The 17,048-nt window shown below is 62.2% G+C and carries 16 protein-coding genes and 1 pseudogene; 6 read left to right on the top strand and 11 right to left on the bottom strand.

What is annotated here, in order from left to right; genetic code table 11:
* Positions 1 to 254: 254 nt before the first annotated feature.
* The 4 genes from RGQ15_RS18995 to RGQ15_RS19010 all read left to right on the top strand — a co-directional run bounded on the left by RGQ15_RS18995 (position 255) and on the right by RGQ15_RS19010 (position 5,220).
* The gene (locus tag RGQ15_RS18995) at positions 255 to 1,460 is read left to right on the top strand and encodes a mandelate racemase/muconate lactonizing enzyme family protein (protein WP_311162351.1); all 1,206 of its coding nucleotides are present in this window, start codon (positions 255 to 257) and stop codon (positions 1,458 to 1,460) included.
* Positions 1,457 to 2,224: an SDR family oxidoreductase gene (locus RGQ15_RS19000; protein WP_311162353.1), complete on the top strand. Its 768-nt coding sequence runs from the start codon at positions 1,457 to 1,459 to the stop codon at positions 2,222 to 2,224. Before RGQ15_RS18995 ends, RGQ15_RS19000 begins: the two co-directional genes overlap by 4 nt.
* 58 nt (positions 2,225 to 2,282) lie before the next feature.
* Positions 2,283 to 3,260, top strand: coding sequence for a TRAP transporter substrate-binding protein (locus tag RGQ15_RS19005; RefSeq protein ID WP_311162354.1), 978 nt, complete (start codon positions 2,283 to 2,285; stop codon positions 3,258 to 3,260).
* Positions 3,261 to 3,339: 79 nt separating this feature from the next.
* The gene (locus tag RGQ15_RS19010; protein WP_311162355.1) at positions 3,340 to 5,220 is read left to right on the top strand and encodes a TRAP transporter large permease; all 1,881 of its coding nucleotides are present in this window, start codon (positions 3,340 to 3,342) and stop codon (positions 5,218 to 5,220) included.
* A gap of 187 nt (positions 5,221 to 5,407) precedes the next feature.
* Here the strand turns inward: RGQ15_RS19010 and istB are convergent.
* Positions 5,408 to 6,100: pseudogene (istB, locus tag RGQ15_RS19015) on the bottom strand (IS21-like element helper ATPase IstB); the annotation flags it as partial.
* A gap of 48 nt (positions 6,101 to 6,148) precedes the next feature.
* Between istB and RGQ15_RS22445 the strand changes: the two are divergent.
* Positions 6,149 to 6,259 carry a sunset domain-containing protein gene (locus tag RGQ15_RS22445; protein ID WP_457621030.1) on the top strand — a complete coding sequence of 37 codons (111 nt, stop codon included), beginning with the start codon at positions 6,149 to 6,151 and terminating at the stop codon, positions 6,257 to 6,259.
* 136 nt (positions 6,260 to 6,395) lie between these two features.
* Positions 6,396 to 7,445: a GSU2403 family nucleotidyltransferase fold protein gene (locus tag RGQ15_RS19025; RefSeq protein ID WP_311162356.1), complete on the top strand. Its 1,050-nt coding sequence runs from the start codon at positions 6,396 to 6,398 to the stop codon at positions 7,443 to 7,445.
* Positions 7,446 to 7,572: 127 nt separating this feature from the next.
* Here RGQ15_RS19025 and RGQ15_RS19030 read toward each other — a convergent pair whose 3' ends face one another.
* The 10 genes from RGQ15_RS19030 to RGQ15_RS19075 are packed head-to-tail and all read right to left on the bottom strand — an operon-like array spanning position 7,573 to position 17,048.
* Positions 7,573 to 9,597 (bottom strand): type IV secretory system conjugative DNA transfer family protein, encoded by a 2,025-nt coding sequence (locus RGQ15_RS19030; protein ID WP_311162357.1) that lies wholly within the window; start codon positions 9,595 to 9,597, stop codon positions 7,573 to 7,575.
* A 10-nt stretch (positions 9,598 to 9,607) separates the two neighbouring features.
* The gene (locus RGQ15_RS19035; RefSeq protein ID WP_311162359.1) at positions 9,608 to 9,766 is read right to left on the bottom strand and encodes a hypothetical protein; all 159 of its coding nucleotides are present in this window, start codon (positions 9,764 to 9,766) and stop codon (positions 9,608 to 9,610) included.
* Positions 9,763 to 10,770: an ATPase, T2SS/T4P/T4SS family gene (locus RGQ15_RS19040; protein WP_311162360.1), complete on the bottom strand. Its 1,008-nt coding sequence runs from the start codon at positions 10,768 to 10,770 to the stop codon at positions 9,763 to 9,765. Before RGQ15_RS19040 ends, RGQ15_RS19035 begins: the two co-directional genes overlap by 4 nt.
* Positions 10,770 to 12,101 (bottom strand): TrbI/VirB10 family protein, encoded by a 1,332-nt coding sequence (locus RGQ15_RS19045; RefSeq protein ID WP_311162361.1) that lies wholly within the window; start codon positions 12,099 to 12,101, stop codon positions 10,770 to 10,772. Before RGQ15_RS19045 ends, RGQ15_RS19040 begins: the two co-directional genes overlap by 1 nt.
* Positions 12,102 to 12,104: 3 nt before the next feature.
* Complete coding sequence (locus tag RGQ15_RS19050; protein WP_311162363.1) at positions 12,105 to 12,821, bottom strand: TrbG/VirB9 family P-type conjugative transfer protein; 717 nt, start codon at positions 12,819 to 12,821, stop codon at positions 12,105 to 12,107.
* On the bottom strand, positions 12,814 to 13,491 hold the full coding sequence (locus RGQ15_RS19055; RefSeq protein ID WP_311162364.1) for a virB8 family protein: 678 nt from the start codon (positions 13,489 to 13,491) through the stop codon (positions 12,814 to 12,816). Before RGQ15_RS19055 ends, RGQ15_RS19050 begins: the two co-directional genes overlap by 8 nt.
* A gap of 38 nt (positions 13,492 to 13,529) precedes the next feature.
* Positions 13,530 to 14,561, bottom strand: coding sequence for a type IV secretion system protein (locus tag RGQ15_RS19060; RefSeq protein ID WP_311162365.1), 1,032 nt, complete (start codon positions 14,559 to 14,561; stop codon positions 13,530 to 13,532).
* A complete protein-coding gene (locus RGQ15_RS19065; RefSeq protein ID WP_311162366.1) occupies positions 14,561 to 15,091 on the bottom strand; it encodes a hypothetical protein in 531 nt (176 codons plus the stop codon). The genes RGQ15_RS19060 and RGQ15_RS19065 overlap by 1 nt, the downstream gene beginning before the upstream one ends.
* A 41-nt stretch (positions 15,092 to 15,132) precedes the next feature.
* Positions 15,133 to 15,927 (bottom strand): type IV secretion system protein, encoded by a 795-nt coding sequence (locus tag RGQ15_RS19070; protein ID WP_311162368.1) that lies wholly within the window; start codon positions 15,925 to 15,927, stop codon positions 15,133 to 15,135.
* Positions 15,924 to 17,048 carry a lytic transglycosylase domain-containing protein gene (locus RGQ15_RS19075; protein WP_311162370.1) on the bottom strand — a complete coding sequence of 375 codons (1,125 nt, stop codon included), beginning with the start codon at positions 17,046 to 17,048 and terminating at the stop codon, positions 15,924 to 15,926. Before RGQ15_RS19075 ends, RGQ15_RS19070 begins: the two co-directional genes overlap by 4 nt.

Consider the following 17,048-nt stretch of genomic DNA (forward strand, 5'->3'; position numbering starts at 1 on the left):
GGAGGATTTCAGTTGATCACCTTTGCTGGATTGTATGATAGGTTTATTCATTTAGTCGCACAGCCACGCTGATTTCTGTTGCCAAAAGATAGCATTCCGTCTTAACGGGATGAAGTCATATCTGTGTCGCACCGGATTCGAGGAGGAACCGGTGCCCGCGCCGGGCAGTCGTCCGGGAGTCGCGGGCGCTGGGGTGGTCTTTGCATGCCGATCAGTGGCGGCACAGCGCAGGTGCGAGGGGAGGCCGACCAGAAATGAAGATCACCGCCATACGGACCTATCGGGTCGAGGAATTCGCCAACGTCCTTTGGGTCCATATCGAAACCGATGCCGGGATCACCGGCCTGGGCGAGACCTTTTACGGTGCCGAGGCCTGCGAGGCGCATATCCACAACACGCTGGCGGTGCGGCTGCTGGGCCAGGACCCGCTGAAGATTGAGCTTCTGCACAAGGAAATGATCTCGCTGCCGAATGCGCAAGCCTCGACCGGGGTCGAATACCGTGCGGCTTCGGCGGTGGATATCGCGCTGTGGGACATTTTCGGAAAGGTCGCCGGCCAGCCGGTCCACACCATGCTGGGCGGGCAGAGCTGGGATCGGGTCCGCGTCTACAATACCTGTGCCGGTACCCGCTATGTGCGCACCAACAAGATCAAGCCGGTCGATACGTGGAACCTGAACACCGAACCGTCGCCCTATGAGGACCTCGACGGCTTCATGACCCGGGCCGGCGAATTGGCCGAAGATCTGCTGGATCAGGGCATCACCGCGATGAAAATCTGGCCCTTCGATCCGGCCGCGATCGAGAACAAGGGCATGTTCATCACCGCTGAGCAGATGAAAACGGCGCTGAAGCCGTTCGAGTTGATCCGCAAGGCGGTCGGCGACCGGATGGAAATTATGGTCGAGCTGCACTCGCTGTGGAACCTCCCCGTCGCAAAGGACATCGCCCGCGCCATCGAGCCCTATGCGCCGCGCTGGTATGAGGACCCTATCCGGATGAATTCGCCGCAGGCTTTGGCAGAATTCGCGCGCTCCACGTCGGTGTGGACCTGCGCCTCGGAAACGCTGGGGTCGCGCTTCGCTTACAAGGACTACATGGATCGCGACGCCGCGCATGTCGTGATGGCCGACCTGTGCTGGACCGGCGGGCTGACGGAAGGCCGCAAGATCGCCGCCATGGCCGATACCTATCACCGCCCCTTCGCGCCGCATGATTGTATCGGCCCAGTCGGATTTGCAGCTGCCATCCACATGAGCTTCAGCCAGCCGAATACACTGATCCAGGAAAGCGTCCGTGCCTTCTACAAGGGCTGGTATCGGGAACTGGTGACCGAAGTGCCGCGCATCGAGGGCGGTTTTGTCTATCCGATGGAGGGGCCGGGCCTGGGCACCGAGCTTGTGCCTGCCTTCTTTGAGCGCAGCGACCTTACCACACGCCTGTCGGAGTTGGACCAATGAGCCTGAAACTGTTCGCTCTGACCGGGCGCACGGCGTTGATCACCGGCTCGTCCCGTGGGCTGGGCCGAGCCTTCGCCGAGGGGCTGGCGGGCGCAGGCGCCCGGGTGATCCTGAATGGCGTCGATGTTGCGCGGCTGGAAATCGCGGCGAACGATATGCGGGCGGCCGGCCATGACGTGCTGACCGCTGCGTTCGACGTCACCGACGAGACGGCCATTATCAACGCTTTCGAAGGTTTCGACGCCGAGGGCGTGGCGGTGGATATTCTGGTCAACAATGCCGGCATCCAGTTCCGCAAGCCGATGCTGGAGCTGGCCACCGCCGACTGGCGCCGGGTGATCGAGGCGAACCTGACCTCGGCTTTCGTGATCGGGCGCGAGGCAGCCCGGCGGATGGCGCCACGTGGACGCGGCAAAATCATCAATATCGGCTCACTGACCTCGGAACTCGCCCGTGCCACGGTAGCGCCCTACACGGTCGCCAAGGGTGGCATTAAGATGCTGACCAAGGCCATGGCCGCTGAATGGGGCGAGGCTGGCATCCAGGCCAATGCCATCGGCCCCGGCTACATGGTCACCGACATGAACGAGGCACTGCTGTCGAATCCGGATTTCGACGGCTGGGTCAAGGCGCGCACGCCAATGCGGCGATGGGGTCTGCCCGAGGAGCTGGCGGGAACCGCGATCTACCTCGCCTCGGACGCGTCCAATTATGTCTCGGGCCAGATCATCTATGCCGATGGCGGGATGATCTCGGTCCTTTGAACAGCCGCCGGCGGGAGGCCGGCAATCCATAAACATGGTCAACGGGAGGATGTGACCCATGGCAGTAATCAAGACCCTGACGGTGGCGCTGGCCGCCAGCCTGACCTTTGGCACCGCGGCTTTTGCACAGGAATTCACCGCGCGACTGTCGCTGGACGTGCAGGAAGGCAACCCTAAATATGTCGCGGCGGAGAACTTCGCCAACGCGGTGTCCGAGGCCACCGATGGTGCGGTGAAATTCCAGCTCTTCGCCAACGGCCTTTTGGGTGGCGAGGTGGAATCCGCCGAGGGGATGCGTCTGGGCTCGGTCCAGGCCGGCATCATCACCAGCTCGGTCTTCGCCACGTGGATTCCCGAGGTGCAGGTGTTGGACCTGCCGTTCCTGTTCCGGGACGACGCCCATGCCGCAGCGGCGAACGCGGTCCTGACAGAACGGCTTGCCTCGAAATTCGAGGAGCAGGGCTTCCATCTGCTGGGCTTTTCGATTAACGGCGCGCGTCAGCCGATGAGCACCTTCCCCGTCGATGCGCCAAGCGATGTCGCCGGCAAGAAGATCCGTGTGATCCAGAGCCCGATCCATATCGCCCTATGGGAGGCTGTCGGCGCCCGACCGGTGCCGATCCCGGCCTCCGAGGTCTATAACGCCATGCAGACCGGCGTCGTCGACATGTTTGACAACACGGCCACCAACTACCTGACCTTCCGATTCTATGAAGTGGCGCCGCATTACACTGATCTGCGCCATGTCTATGCGATGGGCAGCTGGGTCGTGGCGAAGAGCTGGTGGGATTCGCTGCCGGGCGAATATCAGCAATCCATCACCAAGGCCGCGACGGAAGTGCAGGCGGAGGCCGGGCCGTTGCTGGCCGAGGTCGATGCCGCATCGCTGGCCGAGACCGAGAAGCTGGGCGCCACCCTGCATGTCGTCAGCGACAAGCAGCCCTGGATCGAACTGATGGAACCGGTCTTGGCCAAGTTCGCGCCGCAAATCCCCGGTGCCGAAGAGACGATCGGAGCCATCAAGGCGATCGAGTGACGACCGATGATCGGGCGCAGCCCCTGCCGCGCCCGAACCGGCCCATCGTGACACCGGCAGCCAAGGAAAGGCATCCGTGATGCAGGACAATCCGATAATCAACCTGGAAACGGCTGGCGATCCCGTTCCCGCGACGGGCCTGCAGCGCCCGGCCCGCTTGGTGGAAGAGATCGCCGGAGGGATCGCAGTCTTCCTTCTGGTCGCGATGACCGCGGTGATCTTCGTCAGCGTGATCGCCCGCTACGCATTCAGCCAAGGCGTCCCTTGGAGCGAGGAATTCGCGATCTGGGGCTTTACTTGGTTGATTTTCATCGGCGTTGCAATGGGAATGCGGGGGCAGCGGCATGTCTCGGTCGAACTAGTGCTTGATCGGATGTCGCCAGGTCTGCGCCGCGTTGCCGAGTTCCTGCGTGATGTGCTGATCGCCTTGGCCCTGATTGCGCTGACCATCGCGGGCTATCAGTTGTCGAACATGGTCGGAGGCGTCAGCACCGCCCTGCGCTGGCCGAACGCGTTGCGCTATGCGGTGATCCCGGCCGCGGGCGCGTTGGCTCTATTCTTTTATCTGTCCGAACCCGTCCAGCCGCGCGCGATCCTGCGACGGGCCGCTGCGATTCTTTTAGGCGGTCTGCTCTGCATTGGGATGCAGTATCCGGCGCTGTCCCCCTTCGCGGGCATGTCGGCCAGCCTACTGATGCTCGTGACCTTCTTCATTGCCCTGGCGCTCGGCGTTCCCGTCGCCTTTTCGATGCTGCTCGGGGTGGTGATGACCACCTGGAGCGGCGGCCTGCTGCCCGCACCGGCCGTGATCCAGAACATGGTCGCGGGGTCGAGCAAGTTCATCCTGCTGGCGATCCCTTTCTTTCTGACCACAGGCTATCTCTTGAACATCGGTGGGCTGTCCGCGCGGCTCATCGATCTGGCGGTGGCACTGTTTGGACACTTCCGGGGTGGGCTGGCGCAGGTGAACGTGTTCAACAGCGTGTTGGTCGGCGGCATTTCCGGCTCCTCGGGCGCCGATGCCGCCAGCACCACCAAGGTGCTGGTGCCGCAGATGGTCAAGCGGGGCTATTCTCCCGCATTCTCCTGCGCGATCACGGCGGTGTCCTCTATCCTGCCGAACATTCTGCCGCCGGCCATCGCCATGCTGGTCTACGCCTCGGTGGCGAATGTCTCGATCGCGCAGCTGTTCGTTGCCGGGATCGTTCCGGGCTTGCTGATCGCCGCCGCCCTGATGTTCGTCAACAATGTCACTGCCCGTCGCCGGGGCTATGAGGCTTCGGGCATTCGTGCGCCGATGCATGTGGTCTGGCGCGCCTTCGTCCGCGCCTTGCCTGCTCTGGTCATCGCGGTCGCGGTGCTGGGCTGCATCCGCTTCGGCATCACCACCGCGACCGAGGCCGGGGTGATCGCGCTTGTCTGGGCGCTGGTGCTGGGCCAGTTCATCTTCCGCGAATGCACGTGGCGTGAGTTATACCGCTCGCTTGCCGATTGCTGCGTGGACAGCGCTCTGATCGGTTTCCTGATCGCGGCATCGGTGCCCTTCGCCTGGGTGCTGGTTGCCGAAGGACTTCCGCAAGATCTGATCGCCCATGCGAAGGATCTGGCGCTTGGCCCGTACGGCCTTCTGTTGATAATGGTGCTTACGCTGTTCGTGGCAGGGATGTTCCTCGACCTCACCCCCGCGATGCTGATCGCCGCCCCCTTGTTCCTGCCGCTGATGACTGCCGCCGGCTTCGACCCGATTCAGGTCGGCATCATCATGATCATCAACCTGCAACTGGGCGGGGTGACGCCCCCGGTAGGCATCCTTGTCTTTATTGCCTCGCAGATTAGCCAAACGCCAGCATCGGCAGTGTTCCGCGAGGTCGTGCCTTTCGTCATCGCCGTCGTTGCCGTGCTGGCTGCAGTCTGCATTTTTCCGGTGCTGTCGCTTGGTCTCTGGTCGCTGGTCGGTTGAAACGGAAAAAAGGGGTCAATCCCAGTCAGGTGACAGACTGGCAGGGGAAGCGATCCGTCCATCATGACGTGCAAGGTCATGAATGGTCCGCATTTCGAGATCGGAGAGCTTGAATGTTGATTTCCACCCAGAACTGACTCGGGTTTTCCATCGAGAATTGACCCACCTTGAGATTATGTTGGGCGGGTCATGACCTGGTCAAGGCATCGGTATCCTCCCTCTTCTTGCGTGTCGCGGCAGCCGAGCTTGCCTTGAAGCGGAAGCTGTCATTTCCTGTTTCGTGAATGTGGCAGCGGTGGGTTAGGCGATCGAGCAGCGCGGTGGTCATCTAGGCATCACCGAAGAGTGAGCCATCGTGGCGCCATCGGTCCGAGCCCGATGGCGAACGCCCATTCGCTGAAGCTGAGATTGGTGGTGATAATGACGCTGGTGCGCTCGTAAAGCTTGCTCAGGAGGTGGAAGAGCAAGGCACCGCCTGAGGGGCTGAACGGCGATATCCCAGCTCATCCAAGATCACGAGATCCTGCCGCATCAGGGTTTCCGCCAGCTGGCCGGTCCTGCCTCTCGCCTTTTCCTGCTCGAGCGTGTTGACTAGTTCTATGGTCGAGAAGAACCGAACCTTTCAGCGATGATACTCGATGGCCTGGATGCCGAGGGCGGTCGCGACATGGGTCTTCCCGGTGCCCGGCCCCCCGATTAAGACGATGTTCTCGGCGCCGCCCATGAACTCGCAGCGGTGCAGCTGGCGCACTGTCGCCTCATTGACTTCGCTGGCCGAGAAGTCGAAGCCAGACAGGTCCTTGTAGGCGGGAAAGCGGGCGATCGGGCATTCCGTGCCAAGGATTGGGAACGTGCGGCGCCGGTTGCGCCGCGGAAGAATTGCCCGATCAAAGGGAATATTTCGGCCAAGGGCGAGAAGATCTATCACATGCCCTGGTCGCCGGCCTATGCCAAAACCCGGATCAATGTCTCGAAAGGCGAGCGCTGGTTCTGCAACGAGCAGGAAGCCGTCGCGGCGGGTTGGCGGGCTGCGCGCTGAACATGAGCGCTCTGGCAGGATGACCTGGGGTGGAAGGGGTCAAGATGCGCTGAGGCCACGATAACAGCACATCATATTGAAAAATATGAATTTGGTGACTATACTCTAGGGCACAGCGTGCCGGAGTCCCAAATTCATGTATTACAGTGCTTTAGACAGCCGCGTGATCCGTGATCGGGTTGATCTCGTAGCCACATTCGAAGAGTGGCAACGGGTCAGAAACCTATCACAGGACGAACTCAGCGGAAACATGTCTTACGAGCTGCGCGCAGGCCGTGAGTATCTCTACCGCAGAACGACCAAAAATGGGATCAGGTCGACCCGAAGCCTCGGCCCCCGATCTGACAAAACCGACGCCATTCTCGCGCATTATCTGCGGCAGAAACAGGAGGCCGAGGAGCGTCTCGCAACTTTGGCCGGCAAGATCAACCAACTGGCAGCGGTGATGCGGGCGCTCAACCACCAGCGTGTCCCCAGCATCGCGGCCAGGCTGATCCGCAAGCTGGATGAAAGCCCGGCGGCCGCTCGATTTCGGGTGGTGGGCACGCATGCGCTCTATGCCTATGAGGCCGCGGCAGCGGTGACATTCAACGGGGAGATGGTCGCCACCGGAGATCTGGATGTTCTGATCGACGACCGCGCGCCCCTGCGTATTGCAATTGACGGAGAGGCGCGAGGCTTGGAGGCCATCGCCAGATCCGTCGATCCGTCGTTTCAGCAGCGTCAGAAGGGAGATTTCCGGCTGACGAATAAGGACGGGTTCATGGTCGAGTTTATCCGCCCCGAGGCGCGCCCCGCGAAACGGGTCATGCCCGGCCAGGCCAGCGGTATCGAAGGGGATGCCGCGCCTGTCCCGATTGTCGGCTTGGAATGGCTTGTGTCGGCGCCCGCCTTCACGGCCATCGCGATCGACGACCGCGGCTTCCCGGTCCGAATGACCGCGCCTGCCCCGGCCATATGGGCGGCGCATAAGCTCTGGATTGCCCAAAGGGACGATCGTGATCCCGGCAAGGCCGCGCGCGACAAGGTTCAGGCCGAAGCAGTTCTCAGCCTGATCGAGGACCGACTGCCACAGGAAAGGTTGGACCCTGTTAAGCACAGCGCCTTGCCCAAATTCGTGGCGGATCTGGTGGCAGCTGAACCGGAAAAACCTGATCAGAAAAAGCTCACGCCAGATTGGGAATGACGCATCGGGATATTGACCTGCGTTGGTCTTGACGCGGCGAGGGCAGCTGTCGCGGCAGAGCGGCAGGACGCAGACTGGACGTGATCGCGCGCTGACGCGGGCAGCTGGTTCAGTCTCGGTGCTCGTCTCACGCGCCCAATTTGCGCAGCAGTTTCTGCTCGATGCCCTGCATGGTCTCGAGGGCGCGTTTTTCCTGCGGCTTTAGCGCCTCCAGCATCTCTTCGGCGCTCAATTCGGGTCTCTCCTGTTCTATTTCCTGCAGCATGGCTTGGGCAGTTGGACCCGAAACGTTGACCTCTGATTTCGGCGACGAAGGTTTCGCCTGCGTGGGTGGCGCGGCGCTGACCTTGGGTTTCTCCTCTTGGTTCGGGGTTTCACCCGCGACGAGAGGCCCGTGATCACTCCTTGCCGGGTAGGTGATGATCCCGCGAGCTTCGATGCGCCTTGTCAGGTCCTCGACGGTTTCGCGCAAACGCCGCAGGTTTTCGCCGTCGCGGGAGGGATAGGGCAGGGGTCCCTTCTGCGCGGACATCAGCTCCTTAAAATAGGGATCCTCGTAATAGACGATGCGCTCGGCAATGATCGGGTGCTGGCGCTCGGGGATCAGGATGACCTTGTCGCGATCGAGCTTTTTCAACTCGTCCGGTGTCATCAACGGGCGTTCTTCATTGCGCCGCGAGATCGAGCGGCGCAGCAGGCCCGAGCCATCACGCGAAAGGCTGTCGCTGATCGCGAGCTTGGTGGTCTTGCCGAGCCCTTCCGACACCTCCTCGGCGGTCTTTTTCTCGTTCGGGGCGAGGTAAAGCTTGATGCCGGCGGCGGATTCGATGCCGAGGCGCTCGTTTTCGGAATAGGGCGTTGATTCCAGGCCCGGGATGGATTGGGTGATGATCGAGACCCGACCGCCATGACCAGCCAGCTGTTTTAGCGATTGCACGATGATCGGCATCGGTCCGAGCTGGTCGAATTCATCGAGCATGATCTTCACCGGCCAGGGTTCCTGAGCAGGGTCGGGCATGCTGGCGCGAAGTGTGGCGATGAGCTCACCAAAAAACAGCCGGATCAGCGGAGCCAATGTCTTGATGGCATCGGCATTGACCACGAGATAGACGGCCATCGGCTGACGACGCAGATCGGCAAAGGAAAAATCATTGCCGCTGGTGGCGCGATCGACGGCAGGGTTGTTCCAGAGCGAGAGCCCGGCCCCGCTCAATACCGAGGCATGTGAACTGAGGGTGCGATCGGAATAGCCTGCGAATTTGCGGAAGGTCTGGGCGGCAGAGAGATGCTTCACCTCCTCGGCATGGGCGGCATAGGCGCTCGAAGTTGCGCCCTGACCGAAGAGGATGCGGCTGATCTCGCCGATGGTCGGGCGGCCGCGCTCAATGGCGAGAAGTCCCGCAGCGATGAAGAGATCGCGTCCTTCGGTCAGGAAGTCACCGGCGCTGCCCTTGTCGGAAACGGTGAGGAAGTAATCCGCGATCTTGGCAAGCTCGGTATAGCATTCATCGGCATGACGGATCCGGGCGACGCGCTCGAGCGGGTTATAGCGATGCGAAGGATGATCAAAATCGAAAGGCGAGAAATAGAAGATCGCATCGCCCTGCGCCTGACGATGGCGCGAGGTCGCCTCGAAAAGCTCGCCTTTGACGTCGAGCACCACCATTGAGCCGGGAAACAGCAAGAGGTTCGGGATGGCATAGCCGACACCCTTGCCGGCGCGGGTCGGGGCGACGACGAGGCAATGCGGGAATTTGTCGTAATCCGCGGCAATCATCGCCGCCTTGGTCTTGGGCTTGCCGAGCTTTCCGAAGACCAAGCCGCGCCCGATGGGCTGTAACAGTCCATTGCGGCGGATCTCGGCTTTGCTCTGAAAATGCGCCTGGCCATATTCGGTCAGCTTCTGGCCGAAGGAGAGGAGGAGAGCAAAACCCGTGAGCAGCGCGGCCCCGATCAATCCGAGGCGATAGCCCGAGGCCCAAGGCTCCTGTCCGATCTCGTCCCAGCCCGGGAATTGCCGGATCAGCAGGAACATATCGCCATTCAGCGCATTGCCGCCGGTTTTGAGCTGCACCCAGATCCCACCGGCCATCAACCCGAGAAGCGCACCGGCCAACGCCGCGATGGGAAGAACGATCAACAGCCGCGGCATGCAGACCCCCTCAATAGCCGAGCCAGGCAAAGAGTTCGGCGGTCACGGTGAAGCTATCGCCGAGGTCCTGTCGAGCCTCGTCGGGATCATGGCCATGGGCGTGGATCAGCCGTTCGGCCTCGGGATCGGTGAGTTCCGGGTGGTCGGCAGCAAACTCCCAGCTGGTCATGAGGGCGCTCCCAGATCCTGCTCGAGTCCGGGAAACCAGAGCTCGAGAATGCCGCGGCGATGGCCGATGCGCCCGGCCTGAATCACCAGATCGATCGAGCCGGAAAGGTAGCGCAGCACCTCGCCGAAACTCAGACGGGTACCCGTTTCCAGGACGAGGAGGGCCAGCTTTTCGAAGGCCTTGCGGGCGGTTTCGGCATGAAGCGTGGTGAAAGAGCCGCCATGGCCAGAATTGATCGCGCCGAGATAGGTGACGGCTTCACGCCCACGCAATTCGCCCAAGATGATCCGGTCCGGCCGCAGGCGCAGCGTTGCCTGCAAGAGCTTTTCGGCCGAGCGCGGCGAGGCCTCATCGCGACTGGCCACGAGGCTGACATGATTGGGTTGCCCGGGCATGAGTTCGGGCGCGTCCTCGATCAGAACCAGACGCTCCTCAGCCGGGATCATCCATTGCAGGCGACGTGCAAGCTCGGTTTTTCCGGTCGAAGTGCCGCCAGAGACCAGGATATTCAACCTCTCCGCGATGGCGGCCCGCAAAAAGCCATCGGGATCCCCGCCGGGCTGGATCAGCGCGCGAATGGAGCGGATCGTCTCGCATCTTGCCGCCTCGGAGGAGGTCTCCGGAGTGCGCAGGAAGGCAAATCGCTTTGGTTCGTCCTCTGCAGCTCGCGCCCGGAACAGGCGGAATGCGAGGATGGCGCCTTCCGCCGAAGCCGGCGGCAGCACGGCCTGGGCGCGCAAAGTGACGCCCCGAAACCCCACCGTCGCCGAGACCATGGGCGATTGCTCGGTCAGAGGCTGGCGCACTTCATTGGCGATCTGGCTGGCGAGATCACTGACCGCGCGCGGGGTTAGAATGAGATCCGTGAACGCGGCCATATGGGCGTCACCGCTGCGCTCGATCCAGACCCGGCCATCGGCATTGATCGAAATCTCGATGGCACCTGGATCTTCGATCAACGGCGCGAGCGGCTGCAGATAATGTTCAAGAAAGCCGACCGCCATCAAAAGAGCTCCAGATCATTGTTGACCCGCACGATCACGACTTGGCCCTGATCGAGGGTGATGGTCGGCGGGCGGTTGAGATAGCCCGCCATGGTGCCGCTGAGGGCATTGGATGCACCCTGGTCAATGCCGGAATAGAACTCGGCAAGAGCGTCGCTGTCGTCATCCTCCTCGCCATCATTGGCGGCGGCCTCGAGGATGCCGGGCAGGGCGCCGATCACCGAGACCACGGTGGCCGCACCAAATCGGCTGAGCGTGTGGTTCCTGACCTTGCCATTCAGGCCGGATCGCCCGACCCGGTCGCTGCCATAGCCCTCGAGGCGCACGGTCAGCCCATCGGCCCGGATCAACCGGTCCCAGGCGATCATCACCCGTCGCTGGCCCTGGCTGATTTCATTCGAATAGCGACCGTAGAGTTTGGCGCCGCGCGGGATCAGGACCTGGCTCATATCCATCGACCAGACATCCTGGCTGACATTGGCCACGACATTGCCGGGGAGGCTGGTGTCGACCGAGGTCTCGAGCGTGGCCTCGATCATCGTGCCCTGCACCACGGTCTGGCCGGGATGCGCAATGCGCTCGGCTTTGGTGATCTCGGCACGCGCCGCGCCCGCGCGCAAGAAATCGGGTGTTCCGGCTCGATCCGCTGCAGCACTTCCCGGCTCGATGGCGGCGGCCGGATCAGCACCACTTGCCGCGGCATTGCCACCCGCGCGAAACGCAACCATCGGCGAATTGATCTGGCGCTGACGTTGCTCTGCGGCTTCCTGACGGCGACGTTCGAGATCGGCGAGACGTTGCGCTTCCGCTTCGGCGGCGGCTTGATCGGGCAGGCCGAATTGCGCGGCATTCAGCAATTCTTCCTCGAGACGGCGGCGTTCGGCCTCCGCGTCGCTGAGGGCCTGTTCCTGCTCGGCCGCCTTGGCTTTCTCGGCCTCCACCTCGGCCTGCAGCTTTTCCACCGCCGCCTTGTTCTCGCGCTCGAGGCTGGCCAGACGCGAGCGCAATTCCTCTAGCGCCGGGTCCGGTGCGATTGTCGGCGCGGGTTTGGTCAGCTCGGCAGCTGGTTGCGAAACCTCGGACGGGGCTTTCGCCACAGTGAAGCCGGCGAGACCGGGATCCTGCTGGAACTCGGTGACGCTGGATGTGGGCAGGCTTTCGACTTCGTCCTTACCATCTGTACGCGGCATCATCGCCCAAGCGCCCATAGCCGTGCCAATGAGCAGGGTGGCTGCTGGCACAAAATAGGGCCTGAGATTGCGTTTCGTTCGGGGCGGCGATTTCAGCCGGGCAAGCCGGGCCGCAACTTTGTCATCCTGATCCTCGGCCATAGCTTACTCCTCCTGGCCGGTGATGCAGACATAGTCGTCGCCATAGCGCAGCACCCAGCGCTCCGAGCGCGCCGCAACGGTGATGATCTCGCCCTTGCTCTGGCTATTGACCGAATATTCCCGACCCTTGGCATCGACACGAAACAGCGAGGGCATCGGCGCGCCTGGCGCGATCTGGAAATAGGTCTTCTGGCCATCATCCGAGACGCCAATCGGGGCAAACTCCGCGCCAGAGGACCCCTGCGAGATCGCGTAACGCATTTTCTTCGGTGGTGCGGTGGGCAGAGGACGGACACTTGGCGCGGTGCGGCTGCTGCGGTGATCGCCGGGGGCGCTGAACTTCACCGACCAGTTCGGCGTCGCGCGGCTCTCCGAGACCTGCAGGAAATAAAACCGGCGATTGGTCTCGACGGTGACATTGGTCGAGGCGCCCTCGATCACCGGCTTGATGGTGAATACATTGGCGCCTTCGAGCTTGTCGATCTGGAAGCTCTCGAGATCACCCGCGGCGACCGAGCGGATCTCTTCGCCCTGTCCGAGTTCGATCAGGGTGATGTTCCGGATCCGGGTCGAGACATGATAGACCTGCCCGTCGACGAAGCTGGCATAGGTGACGCGGGCATCGCGCGATCCGGCTTTCGGTCGGACTTCCGCGATAGCACTGAAGGGCAGGATGGTAACCAGCACGAGCGCCGCCGCGCCATGGAAAAACCTATTCATCCTTCTGGGCCTCCAGAGAATCCGAGCTGACGCGATAGCCGGTCACGACAAAGCCGAACGGGTTCTGCCAGACCAGTTCGAGCGCGCTTTCCTGCGTCGGCTGAAACCGGTAGCTCACCGTGGCGGTGAAATTCCCCAGCCGGTCAGGTTGGCTCGGTCGAGACAGAGTCTTCACGAAACGCACCTGTGCGGTGGTGTCATTGACCTGGCTGATCGAGAGCACCTCGAGTTTCACCCGGCCCGTTTCGCCATAAACTGTCGGCGGGTAGTTCGGGTTCTTACCATCCCAAAGCGCCTGCAGTGAGGCCTGCGCCTCGCCGCTCGATTGCCGCCAGGTGCGCAACATCCGCGCCTCATTGTCATTCGGATCATAAGTCTCGCGGGCGAGCACATAGCCGTAGAGCAGGCTTTGGGTGACGGCATCGGCATGTTCCATGGTGGCGCGTTCGACCTCGACGGCGCGACTCGCGATGCCTGTGTCGCGATCGACGATGGTGAGATAGGCTTGGGACTGTTTCAACGGCAACAGGGCGAGGGTGGTGGCTAGGCCGAGCATGCCGCAAGCCATGCCGCCGGCAGCGACGAGCCAGGCCAGTTTTTCCCGGCGGGTCGGCTCGATGAAGAGCTGTCTTGCGAGCAGCTTTCTCTCTTCAGACAAGGCGTCTGTCATGGATCTCTCCCGAGATGGAGGGGCTGGACCTTGCGCGCCTAGCTCCGGCGCATGAGGTCGAGTGCCGTGAGTTTTTGGCGCAGCGCCATGCCGGCCTCGCGGGCCGAGCGCTGATGCGGGGTGGATTTGGCCTCGGAGAGGCCTGAGGGCAGGCTGGTAAGCCCGGCGAGATATTGCTTGGGATGGGCAAGGCCATGCGCGCCGAGCGCGTTGGCCCCGACCTGGCTTGGACGCTGCAGCGAGGATCCGGCGAGGCGCATGGCCTCGGGCGCGATGGAGGCGAGATTCATCTGGCCGGTAATGTGATTGGCCGCTTCGGGGATTTTCATCAGGGCGAAGATGCCGACAAAGACCACGACCATGAAGCCGACAAGGCTGCCGAGCGTGTCGATTTCGGCCTGCTCGCGATATTGCGCCGTGGCCATCGCCACAACGGCGGCAATCACAGCCGAAGCTGCAATCGGATACATCAGGTAGGAGACGAAGGAGGAAAGCCAGGCCTCGAAGAGCGGCTTGGTGCGATTGAAGATGGTGAAGATCATCGCCAGCGGAGCGACGCCAAGCAGGAAGGCAATCATGATCTTGGCGAAACCGACGACCAGGACATAGACCGCCATCAATATCGCGAGGATGAGGAAGAAAAGGGCACCGAGCACGCCGCGGGTGATCGACCCCATGCTTTTCATCACCCCGTCGGCTGTTTCGCCCATATTCACGGCGAACTCGTCCATGGCCGCGTTGATGCCAGCGTCATTGGCCCCTGCCAGATCGAAGAAGCCCAATGCCAGATTGCCACTGGCCGAAGTCAGCGCGTCATAGAACGTCCCGAAATTCGCCCAGGAGAAAGCGAACATGTAGACGAGGACGATCCGCGTCGCGATCTGCAAGCTATCCTTGGCTCTCATGCGATAGATGCCGAGCGCCATATTCATGCCGATGAGCAGCAAGAGCAGTGTGAGGAGCACGGTCCAGAGCGGGCCAACGGCGGAAGCCGTGCTCTCGAAAAACCGCTCCCCGGTCGACTTCACGCTGGAGTCGAGGGTTTCGATGATGGTGGTGACGAGACCCATCAGAAGGCTCCACCACACATGGCTTCGACCTGATCGCGCAACTGTCTCGCCTTTGCGGCATAGTCATTGCCAATGGCGATCCGGTTCCAGTCCTTGCCCTCGGTCGCCTCGACGTTTTGGACAGCCTCTTCCACAAGCCCAACCGGCGCGGCCTTTCCTGCGCAGGTGCAATCTCGCGTGTCGAGGACATGCTGCTGACGGACATAGGCATAGATCATCCGGCGTGCGGCCGCTTCGACAGTTGATGCCTGAAACGCCTCCGTCTCAAAGCCTTCCGCCTTTTCGCAAGTGCTGTACGGCACGTTCTCGGTCAGTGCCTTCGGGAGATCCTGAGAATCCGATTGCGGTGACAGGCGCAGAAAATCCTGTTCGCTCGCCTCCGCGTGCTCACTGGCCCCGAAATCCGGCATAGCTTCACCCGCCAAGCGATTCAGCGCGGCGAAGGGGTTCTCGGCGGGCGCCTCCCGCTGCGCCGGATCCTGTCCCTGTGCGCGCCACACGGGAAGGGCAATGACGGCGGTCAGGGTCAAGGCGAGGACAGCGCCCCCGATCACGATGCGACGGGCCATGCTCATTCCACCAGTTTGATGCTCAGGTATTTTTCTTCATCGGCGGCGGTGGCGGCATCCATGATGCCGGCCTCGCCCATGCCCACGGTCTGGACCGCCTGCATGGCCCAAACATTTGCGAGCGCGATGCCGAGCTCGGCGGTGACGCGGGTATTGAGATCGATGGCCTGTTTGAGATTTTCCGTGCCCTCGATCTTGCCGACCAATCCGTCGATCCGGGTTAGGCTCTCGCGCGCGCCTTGCGAGGAGGATTCCGCCGCCACCGACATGAAGGCATTCACATTGGCCGCAGTGCCGATGCGCGCCGCCGGCGCTTCCTCGCTCTTGGCGAGCTGGTCGACCCTCGCCCGTTCGAGCCCAGCCGAGGCAAAGGCCTTGTCGACATGGGTGGAAACCGTGCCACCGCTGAGCGTGCCGCCCTCCGCGAGAACAGAGGCCCAATCGCCGGATTTTGCGGCATCGAGCGATGCGGTCAGATCGCTGAAGCCGGGCATGATCTCCTTGAGGAAGCTCTCCTTGTCAAAGCCGAGATCGGCGAGCGTAAGACCATCCTTCAGCGCCGATATCTGGCCTTGCAGGAGCTGGATCTGTTCGATCAGCTTCAGGGTCTGGGCGTCGAGCTTCACATTCTGCGCGACCTGTTCCTTCAGCTGCAGCTTGGCCTCGGAAATCATCTCCTGGAGCCGGGCAATGCTGGTGACATCGATCGTCGGCACCCCTTGGGCGGTGATCGCCACTGGGACGAGGATAAGTGCTGACGCGGCCAGAACGCGTTGCATTGCTTTGCCAAAGCTCATCGTTTCAACCTCACGTGCAAGTAGGTCTCGTCCTCGGCGTAAGCCTGCAAAAGCAGGGCGTAGCGCGCCGCCTCCACCTTGCGCTGGGTAGCCTGCTGCCGGGTCAGGATCGCGGCCATACGGGTCACTTCGGCGCGGGCATAGGTGTTGAGATCCATCGCCTCCTTGACCGAGGCGGTCGCACCGATCCGGGCGGTAATGGCTCGGAGCCGGGTTGCGGCAGCCTGCATGCTCGTCATCGAATGGCTGGCGTAATGCAGCCCGGCATCGGCGACATTCGAGCTTTCGGCGATGACCATATCCTTGGGGTCGAGGGTGCCGAGATCATCGGCGCCGCTGATCCGACCGGCATAGATCTGGTAATGCGCCCGGATGCGGCGGACGTAATTCTGGGTCTCGGCATAAGGCGGGATGCCATCATATTTCTGGACCGCACCGGGACCGGCATTATAGGCGGCGAGCGCCAGTTCCATTGAGCCGAACTTGCTTAATTGCTGCAGCAGGTAACGTGCCCCGCCATCGAGTTGCAGACGCGGATCGTCATAATAGGCCGGGTAGATGCCCAAGCCTTGCGCGGTGCCCGGGATGATCTGGGTGAGACCAAAAGCGGCCTTCGGGCTTTTCGCGCCAATGCTGAAATTCGATTCCTGCTTCACCAGGCCTTGAAACCAGCAGCGGAACTCCACCGCATTGATCCCTGCCTGGGCCAGCGCCGGATGACCACTGTTGCGCATCGCGGTCTCGGCAATCATGCCCTCAATGGTGGCTGGCGCATCGCCGAAGAGCCTTTCGGCATAGGGATTGTCATCCTCGATGGCATAGACCGCGTCGGCGGCAAAACTCGTGCCGCCCATGTCGCCGCCCCCTTCAAGATCCGGGATGAAGGCGCTGGTTCCGGTCAGGAGGCGCAGGGTCTCATCAAGTGCCGCAAGCTGGGCGTCCTGCTCCTTCAGGATCGCTACGCGGTGCGAGTTTTCCTGGGTCTCGGCCGCGCGCTGCGCCAGATCCTGCTGTTTCTGCAAGAGCCATTCCGCGATTTGCTTGAGATCCACCGCAGGCACGCCGGCAGCATGGGCAAGGGGCGTAAAGGGCAGGGCAGAGAGGGAAAGGGCGAGTGCCAT

It is taken from the genome of Paracoccus sp. MBLB3053, from assembly GCF_031822435.1.
Lineage (GTDB): Bacteria > Pseudomonadota > Alphaproteobacteria > Rhodobacterales > Rhodobacteraceae > Paracoccus > Paracoccus aurantius.